We start from the raw sequence: 14,551 nt of genomic DNA, 5'->3' as shown, positions 1-14,551 counted from the left end.
GAACTTGTGCCATCGTGCTCTCATTTATACAACCTTAAATATCATCTGTAATAATTTTTCTATTTTGTTATGGGCGACTGGGATCAAAATAATGAACGGGATAACATCATGACTAAAATAAAACTGACACTGCTATTACCTCTGTTTCTGGCAGGTTGTACGATGAGTGACGGGGAATTAAGAAACGCTTACGCTCAGCATTATCAGCAACCTACCGCCTATGTAGATGCTTATAAACAGAAAATAGCCAGTATGGATATTCATGCGCTGGCCCAATACGCCGCCGCAGAAGATAAGAAAAAAATGCGTGGGCAGCCAAGGCTGAAAATCGACGAATTTATTACCATTGAGAACGTGCAGGCGAAAGGAAATCGGGTGGTCTACGATTACTCACTGTCCGAAAACTGGCTGGCGCTGTCCGCAGATAAACAGCGCGAGAAGCAGACCAATATGAATAAAGACCTGATCTACCGTACCTGCTCGCTGGAAACGGTTCGTCTGGCGCAGGCAAAAGGGCTGGAAGAAGAGCATAACTATTACAGTCAGTACCCAGACAAAGTCGCCTTCACTCTGAGAACCAGCGCGCAGATTTGTATGCAAAACGGTTTTACACAATAACCGCAATCCACTATGCCTGATGAGCTACGCTCATCAGGCATACAATTTGCACACTGCACCAGGCCGGATAAGGCGCCAGCGCTGCATCCGGCTAAAACATCAGAATTTCCAGGACACACTGCCGACAATGCTGCGCTCGGCGCCGAAGTAGCAGTATGAGAGCGAGTTACAGGCCGCAACGTAGCGCTTGTCGGTCAGGTTGTTAACGTTCAACTGCGCACTCAACCCTTTAATACCGATATTCGTTAAGTCGTAACCAATCACCATATCCACCAGAGTGTAGGACGGCAGGGTGTGAGTATTCAGGCGATCGCTGGTAATACCGTTAACGTAGCGCACGCCTGAACCCAACGTCAGACCGTCCAGCGGACCACTTTTTACATCGTAGCTCAGCCAGGCACTGGCCTGGTTACGCGGGGCGTACACTGCGCGCTTGCCCTGCTCTTCCGGGCTGCTTTTCTTATAGCGAATGTCGGTATAGGTATACGCCGCCTGCATACGGAAGCTATCCGTCAGTTGGCTAATTGCCTCCAGCTCCACCCCTTCAGATTCAATTTCCCCAATCGAGCGGTATGGATCGGTCGGCTCTTCTTTAGTGGCTATATTCGTCTGATTGATACGGAACACCGACGCGCTGAACTGACTGTTAAGACCTTCCGGCTCATATTTCAGCCCGGCTTCCCACTGCTTGCCTTTCATCGGATCCAGCAGGTTGCCGTTCTCATCGGCAAAACTAGTGGGCGTAAAGGCAGTGGAGTAACTCACGTACGGCGCAAAGCCGTTATCGAACAAATAGAGCAACGCGGCGCGGGTGCTGAAGTTGTTTTTATCCAGATCGCTGCGAGTATCCTTGATCTTATCAATGTTAGAAACGCTGACCTGATCGTAGCGACCACCGAGCGTAATACGCCAGCGATCCCATGACATCTGATCCTGCAAATAGTAACCCGTCTGTCGCAGCTTGTGTTTCTCACGCGCATACATGTCGATGTAATCAGGCTTCGCGCCGTACACCGGATTAAAGGCGTCAATCGGGGGGAAAGCGCCGTAGTAACCGGTAGTATTGTTGCTGCGATCCTGATAGTCGATCCCCACCAGCAAACGGTGGTTTACCTGCCAGGTATCAAAGCTGCCGTCGAGCTGGTTATCCAGCGTAATCGCCGACATTTTTTCATCGGAGCCGGAGTAGCCGCGATTAAGCTCGGTTTCATTCAACCAGCCCGCCGCATACACCTGGTTCAGCTCAACGTCGGTATGCAGATAGCGCAGCTTTTGCCGCACCGACCAACCGCTATCAAACATATGCTCAATGTTGTAGCCCACCATGTTCTCACGGCGATCGTATTTGTCATAATCATCCTCGCCTTCGTAAAAGGTATTGGAGATCTTTTGCCCGTAATGCGGAACCACGGTGCCGTCATACGGCAGACCGGAGTGGCTTCCGCCTTCCGGGTCACGGTGCAGATAGGCCATCAGATCCAGACGCGTCTGGTCGGTGATACGCCAGGTCAGGCTGGGCATCAGCGCGTAACGTTCTTCCTTCAATGGACCAAACTGCGAGTCCGCGTAACGCGTCATCCCGCTCAATCGCGCCGCCACTCGATCGTTATCATCCAGCGCCCCGGTGACGTCAAACGCCGCGCCGCGCTGGTTATTATTGCCGGCAAACATCTTCACTTCGCCGCCCGCATCAAACGATGGCTTACGTGAGGTCAGCGCCACAATACCGCCCGGAGAGGAACGACCATACAGTACGGAAGCCGGACCGCGTACGACTTCGATATCTTCGAGGAACCACGGATCGACTACCAGCGAGCTGTGCGAGTTGGTGTCGCCCATCATCTTCAGACCGTCGAGATAGACGTTATCCAGGCTACCGTCAGAAAAGCCACGCAGCACGATGTAGTCAAAGCGGTTGGAGGCGCCAATCTGATTGCTGTACACCCCCGGCGTATAGCTGACAGCCTGGCGCACGCTGGTTGCGCCTTGCTCTTCAAACTGTTCACGGGTAACGATCGATACCGACTGCGGCGTTTCAATATCCGGCGTGGCAAGCTTCGTGGCCCCGCTCTGCATCTGCGAGGTGACAACCACCGTATCGTTTTTTGTTGTTTCCTGCGCCAGCAGAGGAAAAGCCACGCTGCCGGTCACCCATCCCACCAGCAGCGCCAAGCGAGTCTTCGCGAACATGAATATCTCCAAAGGCATGTCTAATTGTAAGTGAGAATTATTACCTTTTTGCTGACGGAGATAGCTATGCCGGATGCCAGGTTGCCTATGCGCAGTGCCAAATTGTCAGGAAATCACGTGCGTAAAACGCAAATATGGATTAGCAAGGTTTGAGTAAATCGCCGGGCGAAAAGCCGTAACGGCGACGAAAAGCGGTAGAAAAGTTGGTGGCGTGCTGATAACCCGACATCCAGGCCGCCTGCTGTACGCTATATCCTTCCAGTAGATAGCCGCGCGCATGTTCCAGACGGCAATCGCGCAGGTAGTCGAATACCGAACAGCCATAGGCTGCACGGAACTTACTGCGCAGGCTGCTGGGGCTCATCGCCGCGCGTTGGGCCAGTTCATTAAGGGTGTAGTCATTTTCGGGACTCTCCTCCAGCAGTCGGCGAACGACCTCCAGCCGCTGCTGCTCACCGCTCGTCGCAAGACGTTTACCGCTCTCGACCTGACACATGCTGAGACCATGACCGAACAGTTGTAATATCAGCCCTTCCAGCATCAGCTGACGAGAAACATGGCTAATCGTACTCTGCTGCGCGTACTGCAGTCCGCTGAGTAAAAACCCCGGTACCTGCCAGATAAGCGTCGGCGTCTGGCATCTTTCCCACTCGCGCATCAACGATTCGAGCAACCCCGTGCGATACGCGCCGTCGGGATATAAACCGAGCGATAATGTCCGGAGTTTACAATCAGCATGATGACGGGCACGCATCGTCTGGTGCTCACTCAGGCGCGAGCTAAACGCCATGCCGGAGCGCACCACATGCTCCTGTCCGTTAAGCGTCAGGATCACGCAGCCTTCCAGAACCACCAGCATATACAGAGGACTGTCGTGGCGAGAGGTGGTTTCGTAGGGTTGCAATACCTGTACGTCGGAGTGCGTCACGCACATCCCGCAGGGGAGAGTCATCTCCTCAATTTCACCTTGCAGAACAGGGCTGCCAGACGGCAAATCCGGTCTTTGTGCCAACAGGGGAAAGCGGTAATCGATCCCGTAGCGCTCACCAAAATCCATAAACTCGCTTACGGAGAAAGTGCGAGCGACGCGTCCGGAGGCATTCAGGGCGGTGGTGTTGTTCATGCTGTCTTCTGCACAGGAAATGGGATTAACGGTTTATAACTGAAGCAACATTACCATTACCTGCACAATACGACAATAATAATGAGAACCATTATCAATATAGGTAATCAGCTAAATAAACAGCTTAATCCAGCCAGTTTAGATCTGCCGAGGAGGCACACGGCGCAGCCTCTTTTAACCAGCGATACAGCAGCTCAATATTTCTGAGCCGTGTTGAAGCCTTTGGCCAGACAAGGTAATACCCCTCGCCAGTCGCCACAGCATCTTTAAACGGTAACGCCAACATCCCTGCCTGAATGGCCGCCAGGCTTAGCAGCAGGTCGGCAACAGACACGCCATGACCACTCATCGCGGCAAGACTACCCTGCTCCAGGGTGTCGAACACTTTGCCTCGCGCAAGATTCAACGTCGGAAACTTCCCAGTGCGTTGCAGCCACCGACGCCAATCTCGGCGATCCGCTGAGGGATGAATCAGTTCACAGGCAGAAAGATCGCGCTGCGCCTGCACCAGCAGTGCGGGTGAACACACTGGGATAAGCCACTCCTGAAACAGCAACCGGCTGTCGGTATCGTCGCCAAAATGGCCATTCCCTAACAGGATCGCACAATCATACGGTTCACGACTGAAGGATACCGAATCGGTATCCATCCAGACGCTGGAAATTTCGATCACCGGGGTCGGATGCGCTTCACGGAAAAGACGCAGCACATCCAGAAGCCAGCGCATTGTCAACGTAGACGGCGCTTTCAGCCGTAGCTCATGACTGCGGCTGCGAAAGGCATGACACGCGTGTTCCAGACTCTGAAACCCAGCCGTCAACTGCTGCGCTAACCCTTGGCCAGAAGGTGTTATCTCGATACGCGGGCCGCTGCGGATAAATAGCTCACAGCCAAACCATGCCTCCAGCGTGCGAATATGACGGCTTACCGCGCCCGGCGTCACGTTAAGTTGAATAGCGGCTTTGCTGAACGTTCCCAGACGGGCTGCGGCTTCAAAAGCCCTCAGGGCATACAACGGAGGTAGCGTCATCGTGAGTTTCTATGTTGAGTTTTACTCACAGTAGAGCGCAGTTTTATTCGTTTTTCAATGCGTTACGTAAACGGAATACTGGTGGAAAATATCATCAGGATAATCAGGTATGAATTTCACTTTACTGGCTGCCTATAGCCTCAGCGTAGTAACCCTGTTGTTAACGCCGGGTCCTGTCGTGGCGCTGATTACCACCACCGCGGCGCAGCACGGCTATCGCCGGGCTTTTCTCACGCTGATTGGCACTAACGGCGCTTCTTTAGTACTGATTGCTCTGGCTGCACTGATGCTAGCTGGCGTGGTTTCAATCTCTGCGATATGGCTTGGCGTACTGGGTCTTGTGGGATCGTTGTATATCGGAGTGATGGCGATTAACGGCCTGCGGACCAGGGCCTCAAACCCCGGACTGGGTGCACGAAAACGCGATAACAGCGGGCTTATCCACGGATTTCTGACCGGGGTCGCCAACCCAAAAGACATTTTGTTTTTCGTAGCGTTTTTCCCCCAGTTCATTGCCATTACGCAAGATTTCACCACCAGCATTCTGACGCTAACGCTGGTGTGGGTTATTTTTGATCTGACGGTGTTGTCTTTTTACATCGTGGTTTTCAAACGCTGGATACCAGCGCGCTTTGCCAGATGCAGCGGTTTTATCTCCTCTCTTTTTCTGCTCGCGGTGGCGGTGTTTGGCATTATTTATAATGTACACGCACTACAAATGCTCTCACCCGCGCTGTGATCCTCAACAAATTGTTCAGCCAGACATCTCATCTTGCACCGGGAAGGACAAAATAAGAACAAATCGACATTAATATTATTAATGGATTAATAAACCCGGATTCAGAAAATATAGACGATAACATTTTCATGGCGTTCAACTGGCACCCTCACCCATGATAACGCATCAACGGCGATAGGTGCCATGTCATTTTCTAAACGAAGTAGAGGTGTATTATCATCTGGCACAACCGTGCTTTCACCGATCTCAAGAACGCCCCGAAAAGAAATGGACATATTGTCTGACGTATCCGACAATTTTATCCATTCGGTTGTAATCACTAACTTTCGAGTAAACATTCGCTATCCTTTGCGCGTGGTATATATCCGATACTTTCACAAGTAGATCACTACTCTTTGAACAAATAGAAATTTTTCCTCTATATCAGTTAAGCATTACTTAACAGAAAGAAAATTGAAATAATGAAACTCATTCGAAATGTGTTTCACAAATTCAACCGGCAGGTTATGTTTGATGAACGTTAACTTTGCAAACTCAACATCGCCGTACACTCGAATACAGAAAGGTTTGACAATCTCGCCCTGCACGCCAAAGCACTCCTGAAGCCGGGCATCATCCATAAAGATAAAGTCACCTTTTCTGACCTTAATACTTTCATGAAGTCCTTGCCATTTCTCTGGAGTGAGCAGAAAGCTCTCCCATCCATTATTTCTCAATACTTCAATCGTATGAGTAAATTTAAAATAGTCGTTTTGCATTGTCACGTCACCACTCGATGTGGCGTACAAATATTCTATTTTAAATTTAAGTTGTGCATTGATGCTTTTTTTCTTCCCCTCATCAATTAGCCACTGAAGCTCACTGACAATGCTCTTCGAAAATATTTTTCTTTTTTTTGGCAATAGCCAGCCAATGCATAATGAATAGATGCTCTGACATTTTAGAGTAGATCTTATGATCCTTTATTGCGATACCAATTGCAACTAACGCACTCCAGGTAAATGTTTCCAGATCATCCTGATAATGATGTCGTAACGTACAAACTCTTCCAGAATCCCTTACCACTTAAACCTGCCCAAATAAATCGTCATTGTTATTCCACGTTATTCTTGTATTACTCTATTAAAAAATTACTACAACTAAAATCGCCAAAATATGATCCAGGTTAACTTATCCCTATGTAATAAACGTGCAAATACAATACATCATACTTATTAATCATTAATCCAGAATAGCTCAACAATGTCCAATAAGAATAATGCGATAAAGATAAAAGTTAATAATAATCACCAGTAATCAATATCATCTGCGGTGATGAGAGCTGTAATCAGAAAAAGCAAACTACCGGACATTTAGCAGGCCGGAAGTTTGCTTGTTACAAACGAAGTTAATAGAAAATACCGATGATCAGGGTATGAGTTACAAAGCCCACAATCAGCGGTACGGCGGTACGTTTAACCACATCAAATGGCGTTATTTTCGCCCCACTGGAAACGGCAATCACCACGCCGGAAACCGGTGAAATTGCCCGCCCCATATGTGATGCCTGCTGCATCGGCAGGATCATGGCAACAGCGTTAGCGCCCATACTTGCCGCGATTTGCGGGATCAGCTCAACGAAAGCAAGGAATGGCGCATTACCCGATCCCATAATAATTGCTGCCGCCAGCGTCACCAGCGCAAACACCACCGCCATAGCAAATGGGGGTAATCCCACGTGCTCCGCCATCAGGATTAATTGATCAATGGCACCAATAACTTTAATCCCGTGAGCAAAAACACCTGCCGCAACCAGCAGCCCAACTACCCCGGTAAAGGCAGTGCCCATGCCTTTAAGGAAATGGCTGAATCCTTCGCATACTGACTTTAAATCACGCACCCGCAGCCATTCAATCAACATACAGACAGCCATCGAAATGAGCACAATGGTGATAATATTCAGGTTAATACCACTGACAAACATTTCCGATGATCCCACCGCCATCAGTATCGGAAGCATCGGGAGCAGCGCATAAAAAGCCGGGGCTTTTCCTGAGTCAGTCACCTCAGCGCTACCGATTTCTCGTGGAAGCGTCCCCGCTTTACGGTCGCAATGCCGCTGCCAGAAGAAATGGCAGACGCCGACGACCAGCACGGTTGCCAGCGCTGCGGGTCCCTGGTGGTAAACAACGTATTCCACCACATCCATATTGACCGCTTTAGATCCCCTGATAGCATCGATGGCCGTCGGGGTATATGCCACACCAAGCGAGGTGGCAATAACCCCAGCGGCTGAGGCCGCAGAAAGCCCTAACCCCAGCATAATGGGGAACATCGTCCCCATCAGCAACACGGCTAGCCCAGTGGCGGATGGAATGGCCAACTGCAGGAGGCTGGCGAGCAGATAGGAGAAAAATAGAAGCACATAGGGCGAACGAAGCGCACGCAAAGGTTTCGTCACAACCCGCACAACCGCTTCATTTGCCCCGATATGATCCATGTAATGCGCAAATCCCATGAGCGCCATGATCATCAGGCCGAGATCGGCGGCACGCGTACTAAAGAGATCGCGCATCACCTCGAAAGGATCGAGAAATGAAATCCCCGTACTGGCAACACCCTTCGGTAATACAGAACCCCATCCGGTTAACGCCGTACAAATCATCAACACCAGGCCAGCAATGAACAACACGGGTTCAGCGCGATAACCTTTCAGGATAAGACGCGCGACCACTACGATAACCAGTAGGGCAATTAACACCTGAATCATGACTGAGCTCTCCCCTGCGCGAACTCAGAAAAGGTTTCCTCAATGACCGCTACCACGACATCGCTGGCGGCCCGCAGTGAACGCACCGGCAGGTATTCATAAATCGAATGAAAGTTATGGGCACCGGTAAAAATATTCGGGCAAGGTAGTCCTTTCTGCGATAACACTGCGCCATCATATCCACCACGCATGGCGACAGGTTGCGGGGTAATGCCACACTTCTGATACGCGCGTAACGCAATATCAATCGGGTAGTGAGCATCGCCCTGCAAGCTATTGAACACATTGGCATAGCGATCGGTTAAATGGCAGACCACGCTGTTTTCTCCCCACAGCGCGCAGGTGCTGACGGCCAGCTGGCGGATATATGCCATACGCGCCTTATACCCCTCTTCGGTAAAATCCCGGATATCCAGCTTAAGTACCGTACGGGCGCTGTTACCCTGAAGTTGTTTTACCCAGTAATACCCTTCGCGTCCTTCCGTATACTCAGGCGCCTCTCCTCCGGGCAGCATCGCAATAAACTTATGCGCCATCAGCAGAGAGTTCTTAAGCTTACCTTTGGCCGACATAGGGTGTGCGGACTGGCCGGTAAAGATGATTTCCGCATCACCCGCGTTCCAGTTCTCATAGACAAATTCTCCAATGCCGCAGCAGTCCAGGGTATAGCCAAAATCAGCCCCAAACGCCGCAACATCAAATGCTTTTGCACCTCGTAATCCCTGCTCTTCATCAGGAACAAAACCGACCTTCACTGGCCCATGCTTAATCTCCGGATGTGCGACAAGGTACTCCAGGGCATTCATAATCGCGGCGATGGCGGCTTTATCATCTGCCCCCAACAGACTGGTACCATCCGTCACCAGCAGATCATCACCGATATAATTTTTCAGTTCTGGAAATTCACTTTCGCGCAGATAAATTTTTAGCTCCTGGTTCAGACACAAATCCCCACCGCTGTAGTGAAGACGTTGTGCTTTTGTGTCCGCAGTCTGTTCCGCACTGGTATCGAGATGACCAAAAAAGGAAACGACAGGGATCGCGTCGTCCGTATTTGCAGGTAATGTCGCTGTCACAATAGCGGTATCCCTGACCTCAATGTTTTCCATTCCTAATGCTTCAAGTTCTACTGCCAGCAGTTTTGCCAGTTCCATTTGACCAGGTGAAGAAGGCATTATCCCATTAGCACCATTTTCCCTTGAGGTCGTGGTATTGATTTTCGTGTAGTTAATAAAGCGTTCAACAATATCCATTCCAGGAGATCCTTTAATGTATCATTTACGAGGTACTGCAAGAGAAGACCTGCATACAGCGTGGGTTGAATAATCTGAGAACAAAATAAAATCAGCACTCATCCCAGAATGCTGACTTTATGGGCATTACGACAACGATTTATAAAAAGGAAGATAAAAAACCAGTAATTATGCCAGTGATTAAAAGCTCCGTTCTGATTGATAAAATCATATTTCCTGTCTGTTTTTACTGCATTTTCCATGGTGTTAAGCTAACAGAAGTCATAAACGGTATTCGTATATCCAAGAGATAATAAAAATCATTTAGATTCTTGCACCCAATACCGACACAAGATATACCATCGCTATATTTTTTAATGAACGAATGCTGTAACAGCAAAATGCAACCGTTTGCACCTCTCTACAAATAGCTACTTAACGCACTAAAATCCGTGAACAAAATCACAATTATTTCAAAAGCAAGAATTAACATAACGCTGAAAAACAGGCAGTTATAAGAAAAACTATATAATACCATTATAAATAAATACAAAATTACACTATTCACTATAAAATAGATTCATAGCGATACTATTTCAATAGTACCGTATGGTTCACAGAAAAAAATCTGTCGTCATCACTAATGTAAAGCAACAAGAACAATAATATTAAATTATCTATTTATGATGACTATCAAAATAATATACAGAAAAAAAACCTCTCCCCTGAGAAGAGATACAGGGCAGAGGTAATACGGGTGTTAAGGACATTTTTATAGTTTTGATGATAACAGAAGAGCTTCTTGCAGGATTGAGTATACACACTTCATGACGTTAAGAAAATTCCTAAATAGAATTAAACACAAACACCATTAAAAATTCTTTTTATAATAAAGACCTGTTTATCAAATAAAACAAAATTAAGATAAGAAAAGATTAAATATCACTAATCTATAGTGTGACGCAAGTGAGACCAACTACACATCATTACGACCAATACCGCTACTGACGATGTCTGAAAATTCAATAAATTTAATACATTCATACACCGCTCAGCTAGCTGAGAGTTAAAAAATTATAAAATAAACTAAACGCAATTTTTCGTCATAGATCACATTTTCCCGACAGGACGATTCCCCTACTCGTCCAGGCTGGTATGATTCAGCAGGTAAATATCTATCAACTCAACCCGAGGCTTTGATGCTGGAGAATGTAATCATCAGATAATCAGCTTACCGACCTTTTCAGGCCGGCCTGGTTATCAATGCGCCGAAATCGAATGCGGACACCGCTGTGTGTTTGCACGTTTTGCACATGATGATTAAACAGGTTTTCCAGTATGAATTTATCCCGTCAGGAACAACGTACCTTACACGTACTCGCCAAAGGTGGCCGTATTGCTCACGTCCGTGATGCATCAGGCCGTGTCACTTCCGTCGAATGCTATAGCCGCGAAGGGTTACTGCTCTGCGACTGCACGCTCGATGTATTCAAAAAGCTCAGAACGAAAAAACTGATCAAATCCGTCAATGGTCAGCCCTACCGCATCAATACCACTGGGCTGAACAACGTTCGCGCCCAACTGGATAATCGCTAAGGAGAGAGAGATGGATATCCCGAAGATTTTTACAATCAGCGAAAGCGCACATCGCATTCATAATCCGTTCACCGCGCAGAAATATGCAACGTTAGGTCAGGTTTTACGGATGGCCCCAGGAACCCGCATCCTGGATCTCGGCAGCGGCTCTGGCGAGATGTTGTGCACCTGGGCACGCGATCATGGAATTTCCGGCGTTGGTATCGATATGAGCCAGTTATTCAGCGAGCAAGCCACCCTGCGGGCAAGTGAATTGGGCGTCACTGAGCACGTGCGTTTTATTCATGCCGATGCAACAGGTTATATCGCCGAAGAAAAATTCGATATTGCCGCCTGCATTGGTGCAACCTGGATTGCCGGCGGCGTTGCCGGAACGGTCAAACAGCTGGAACAAAGTCTCAAATCAGGCGGGATCCTGCTCATCGGCGAACCGTACTGGCGCCAGATACCCGCAACGGAGGAGATCGCTAAGTCTTGCGGCGCGACCTCAGTGACTGATTTCCTCTCTCTGCCAGAACGCGTTTCGTCTTTCGATCAGCTCGGTTATGACGTGGTCGAAATGGTACTGGCGGACCAGGAGGGTTGGGACAGATACGAGGCGGCAAAATGGTTGACGATGCGCCGGTGGCTGGAGGCAAATCCGGACGATGAGTTTGCCGTCGAAGTCAGAGAGCAACTGAGAAGTTCACCAGCACGCCACGTTACCTTCACCCGGGAATATATCGGGTGGGGCGTGTTCGCACTCATGCGGAGGTAATATCTCCTGTCGGTATAGCCAGGCTGGTTATACCGACTTTTCATCTCATCGTCGCTTACTTCATTAATACTTCGACAAATTTAGCTAACCATTGCGGATGCGCGGGCCATGCTGGTGCCGTCACCAGATTGCCATCAACGTGGGCCTGATCGATGCCAATATCGGCATAATGTCCACCGCTCAGACGAACCTCAGGCGCACAGGCCGGATAAGCGCTACAGGTCCGGTTTTCTAACACTCCCGCCGCCGCTAATAGTTGGGGCCCATGACAAACCGCAGCGATAGGCTTATCGGCAGTGTTGAAATCTTGCACCAGCTTAATGACATCTGGATTCAGTCGAAGATATTCCGGAGCACGCCCGCCGGGGATCAACAGAGCGTCGTAATCGGCGGCCCGCGCCTCGGCAAAATTCGCATTCAACGTAAAACGATGCCCCGGCTTTTCACTGTATGTCTGCGCCCCATCAAAATCGTGAATGGCGGTTTGAACGTAGTCACCCTGACTTTTCTCCGGACAGACGGCATCCACACGATGCCCAAGCATTTGCAAAGCCTGAAAAGGCACCATTGTTTCATAATCTTCGACATAATCTCCGACCAGCATCAGTATCTTCTTCATTCACATCCCCCACTCACGGTTATTAATGATGAGAAATAACGGCCATCTTTACTATAGTCCACACGGTTCATGGCATTAATAAATACAACAGAACAATCGGCCAGATCACAATCCGCGGCAAGGCCCGTCAGACGGGGCTTCAGAGCCAACGGTGTGACACATGTTCATGCTGATAAATATAAATTATATATAAATATATAGTTGAGAAATTTTAATAGTAGTCAATTTCACTCATAATATAAAACGAAGAGATTGCAACGAATATCTCCTGTGATATATTCCGCATGAAACTTATCCGCAATCAATTCATTTGTTATTCAATATTTAAAACACGCAGAACATTAACTATCTATTATTATTTTATTCATCCAATATCAGATAAATATACGTAAAGGTTAATCCTATGATGACAAGACGTTCGTTCGTCTGGCAAGGTTTGGTGACTTCAACGAGTATGTTACTCGCCGGTATGACAGGCATCAGTTTTAGCCAATTTGCCCGCGCAACAGAGGACCGCCGCTGGCAAATGCCGGATGAAGGCGCACCGCATGCAGCAACCTGGATGGCGTTTGGTGCCAGTGCGGAGATCTGGGAGCCTCATCTGCTACCGGTGGTGCAGGAAAACCTGGCGCTAGTTGCTAAAACCATCGCCGCATTTGAACCCGTAAATATGTTGGTACGCGAAGAAGACAGCGAACTCGCCGCGCGTCTGTGCGGACCGTCGGTCAATCTTCTGGTTCACCCGATAGACGATCTGTGGATCCGCGACACCGGGCCGGTGTTTGTGAAAAGCGCCAGCGGTGCGCTCGGCGGTGTGGGATTTAATTTTAACGGCTGGGGCAATAAGCAAGAGCACGAACGTGATGCCGATGTGGCTGAATTCGTTACTGATTACGTTCATACCGAGTTCATCCGCTCGGCGCTGACTCTGGAAGGTGGCGGTATTGAGGTAGACGGCGAAGGCACGGCGATTATTACCGAGAGCTGCGTGCTTAACTCCAACCGTAATCCCGGCGTCAGCAAAGCCGAATGCGAAGAAGAACTTAAGCGACTGCTAGGTCTGGAGAAAATCATCTGGTTGCCGGGTATTGCCGGCAAGGATATTACCGACGGCCATACAGATTTTTATGCCAGGTTCACGCATCCGGGTACGGTGGTGACAGGTCTTGAGCAGGATCCGTCGTCCTTTGATTACGCGATCACCCGACGTCATCTGGACATATTACGAGCCGCCACGGATGCCAAAGGCCGACGGTTGAAGGTCGTCACGCTGGAAGGACCTTCTACCATCCGCCAGACTTATGCGAGTGATGATTTTGCCGCAGGGTATATCAATTTTTATCTGTGTAATGATGCCGTCATTGCACCACAATTTGGCGATAAGCGCACCGATCGTAATACCCATGCTATTTTGCAGGAGCTGTTTATCGATCGTGAAATTATACAACTGAATATTGATGGCATTGCGGCTGGCGGCGGCGGCATTCACTGCGCGACACAGCAGCAATCTCGTTAATGATTAACAATTGAGTGTATTGTGGGAAGGTGGGGAAACTCACTTTCCTGCCAATATCATAATAATTCCTTTAGAAGGATGCCTGCATAGGTTAATTTTTAATAAACAAAGTGCTCAATTAACATTTATGAAATAAACACCTTTAAAAAATAACATTTTAATAGATTTTATCGATCTTTCGTGGTATTTATGATCTGCCAAACCTATCGATAAAATCTATCAAAAGATTTATATTGATCGTTTTTATCGATCGTCTATTCTGTCTTAAATAATGGCTACTGACGGAATTTTTATTATCAGTACAGTCACAAAAATTATTCTTCCCTGCGTTGTGAAACACACGGAAATTATCGAGGTTACCTTTAAAAAATTTACATAACAT

General features: G+C 48.4%; 13 protein-coding genes. 5 read left to right on the top strand and 8 right to left on the bottom strand.

From position 1 onward, the window contains the following. Positions 1-69: 69 nt before the first annotated feature. Complete coding sequence (locus WN16_RS08650) at positions 70-618, top strand: hypothetical protein (protein WP_044699290.1); 549 nt, start codon at positions 70-72, stop codon at positions 616-618. Between the two features lie 99 nt (positions 619-717). Here the strand turns inward: WN16_RS08650 and foxA are convergent, their stop codons facing one another. The 3 genes from foxA to WN16_RS08635 form a co-directional block, all read right to left on the bottom strand. Beyond that, positions 718-2,826, bottom strand: a complete 2,109-nt coding sequence (gene foxA, locus WN16_RS08645; protein WP_088169102.1) for a ferrioxamine B receptor FoxA — start codon at positions 2,824-2,826, stop codon at positions 718-720. 121 nt (positions 2,827-2,947) lie between these two features. Beyond that, positions 2,948-3,931, bottom strand: coding sequence for a helix-turn-helix domain-containing protein (locus WN16_RS08640; RefSeq protein WP_003838681.1), 984 nt, complete (start codon positions 3,929-3,931; stop codon positions 2,948-2,950). A gap of 124 nt (positions 3,932-4,055) precedes the next feature. Then, positions 4,056-4,961, bottom strand: a complete 906-nt coding sequence (locus WN16_RS08635) for a LysR substrate-binding domain-containing protein (protein ID WP_060855522.1) — start codon at positions 4,959-4,961, stop codon at positions 4,056-4,058. Positions 4,962-5,070: 109 nt separating this feature from the next. Between WN16_RS08635 and WN16_RS08630 the strand changes: the two genes are divergently transcribed. Then, positions 5,071-5,700, top strand: coding sequence for a LysE family translocator (locus WN16_RS08630; RefSeq protein WP_044699285.1), 630 nt, complete (start codon positions 5,071-5,073; stop codon positions 5,698-5,700). A 101-nt stretch (positions 5,701-5,801) separates the two neighbouring features. Here WN16_RS08630 and WN16_RS08625 read toward each other — a convergent pair whose 3' ends face one another. The 4 genes from WN16_RS08625 to pepT form a co-directional block, all read right to left on the bottom strand. After that, the gene (locus WN16_RS08625) at positions 5,802-6,038 is read right to left on the bottom strand and encodes a hypothetical protein (RefSeq protein WP_003847694.1); all 237 of its coding nucleotides are present in this window, start codon (positions 6,036-6,038) and stop codon (positions 5,802-5,804) included. A 96-nt stretch (positions 6,039-6,134) separates the two neighbouring features. Next, positions 6,135-6,602 carry a DUF2913 family protein gene (locus tag WN16_RS08620; protein ID WP_224769896.1) on the bottom strand — a complete coding sequence of 156 codons (468 nt, stop codon included), beginning with the start codon at positions 6,600-6,602 and terminating at the stop codon, positions 6,135-6,137. A 485-nt stretch (positions 6,603-7,087) separates the two neighbouring features. Further along, positions 7,088-8,449 carry a C4-dicarboxylate transporter DcuC gene (gene dcuC, locus WN16_RS08615; protein WP_003830889.1) on the bottom strand — a complete coding sequence of 454 codons (1,362 nt, stop codon included), beginning with the start codon at positions 8,447-8,449 and terminating at the stop codon, positions 7,088-7,090. Next, positions 8,446-9,702, bottom strand: a complete 1,257-nt coding sequence (pepT, locus tag WN16_RS08610) for a peptidase T (RefSeq protein WP_044699281.1) — start codon at positions 9,700-9,702, stop codon at positions 8,446-8,448. Before pepT ends, dcuC begins: the two co-directional genes overlap by 4 nt. A 1,317-nt stretch (positions 9,703-11,019) precedes the next feature. On the opposite strand from pepT, the gene WN16_RS08605 reads away from it, so the two are divergent. Together WN16_RS08605 and WN16_RS08600 are read left to right on the top strand one after the other, a co-directional pair. Further along, entirely contained in the window at positions 11,020-11,277 is a 258-nt protein-coding gene (locus WN16_RS08605; RefSeq protein WP_003021255.1) for a YjhX family toxin, read from the top strand. 10 nt (positions 11,278-11,287) lie between these two features. Then, positions 11,288-12,034, top strand: a complete 747-nt coding sequence (locus WN16_RS08600; RefSeq protein ID WP_044699278.1) for a class I SAM-dependent methyltransferase — start codon at positions 11,288-11,290, stop codon at positions 12,032-12,034. Positions 12,035-12,089: 55 nt separating this feature from the next. Here WN16_RS08600 and WN16_RS08595 read toward each other — a convergent pair whose 3' ends face one another. Continuing rightward, the gene (locus WN16_RS08595; RefSeq protein ID WP_008320993.1) at positions 12,090-12,653 is read right to left on the bottom strand and encodes a DJ-1/PfpI family protein; all 564 of its coding nucleotides are present in this window, start codon (positions 12,651-12,653) and stop codon (positions 12,090-12,092) included. A 403-nt stretch (positions 12,654-13,056) separates the two neighbouring features. Here WN16_RS08595 and WN16_RS08590 point away from each other — a divergent pair, with 403 nt between their 5' ends. After that, positions 13,057-14,169 carry an agmatine deiminase family protein gene (locus WN16_RS08590; protein WP_044699274.1) on the top strand — a complete coding sequence of 371 codons (1,113 nt, stop codon included), beginning with the start codon at positions 13,057-13,059 and terminating at the stop codon, positions 14,167-14,169. The last annotated feature ends 382 nt before the right edge of the window (positions 14,170-14,551 follow it).

It is taken from the genome of Citrobacter sp. ABFQG, assembly GCF_004322975.1.
Classification (GTDB): Bacteria; Pseudomonadota; Gammaproteobacteria; order Enterobacterales; family Enterobacteriaceae; genus Citrobacter; species Citrobacter freundii.
The sequence above is the reverse complement of the archived record's forward strand: the minus strand, read 5'-3'. Positions and strand labels throughout refer to the sequence as shown.

Excerpts from the sequence above, each read along its gene's own strand:
- WN16_RS08650 (WP_044699290.1), top strand. The coding sequence starts at position 70 with ATGGGCGACTGGGATCAAAATAATGAACGGGATAACATCATGACTAAA.
- foxA (WP_088169102.1), bottom strand. The coding sequence starts at position 2,826 with ATGCCTTTGGAGATATTCATGTTCGCGAAGACTCGCTTGGCGCTGCTG.
- WN16_RS08640 (WP_003838681.1), bottom strand. The coding sequence starts at position 3,931 with ATGAACAACACCACCGCCCTGAATGCCTCCGGACGCGTCGCTCGCACT.
- WN16_RS08635 (WP_060855522.1), bottom strand. The coding sequence starts at position 4,961 with ATGACGCTACCTCCGTTGTATGCCCTGAGGGCTTTTGAAGCCGCAGCC.
- WN16_RS08630 (WP_044699285.1), top strand. The coding sequence starts at position 5,071 with ATGAATTTCACTTTACTGGCTGCCTATAGCCTCAGCGTAGTAACCCTG.
- WN16_RS08625 (WP_003847694.1), bottom strand. The coding sequence starts at position 6,038 with ATGTTTACTCGAAAGTTAGTGATTACAACCGAATGGATAAAATTGTCG.
- dcuC (WP_003830889.1), bottom strand. The coding sequence starts at position 8,449 with ATGATTCAGGTGTTAATTGCCCTACTGGTTATCGTAGTGGTCGCGCGT.
- pepT (WP_044699281.1), bottom strand. The coding sequence starts at position 9,702 with ATGGATATTGTTGAACGCTTTATTAACTACACGAAAATCAATACCACG.
- WN16_RS08605 (WP_003021255.1), top strand. The coding sequence starts at position 11,020 with ATGAATTTATCCCGTCAGGAACAACGTACCTTACACGTACTCGCCAAA.
- WN16_RS08600 (WP_044699278.1), top strand. The coding sequence starts at position 11,288 with ATGGATATCCCGAAGATTTTTACAATCAGCGAAAGCGCACATCGCATT.
- WN16_RS08595 (WP_008320993.1), bottom strand. The coding sequence starts at position 12,653 with ATGAAGAAGATACTGATGCTGGTCGGAGATTATGTCGAAGATTATGAA.
- WN16_RS08590 (WP_044699274.1), top strand. The coding sequence starts at position 13,057 with ATGATGACAAGACGTTCGTTCGTCTGGCAAGGTTTGGTGACTTCAACG.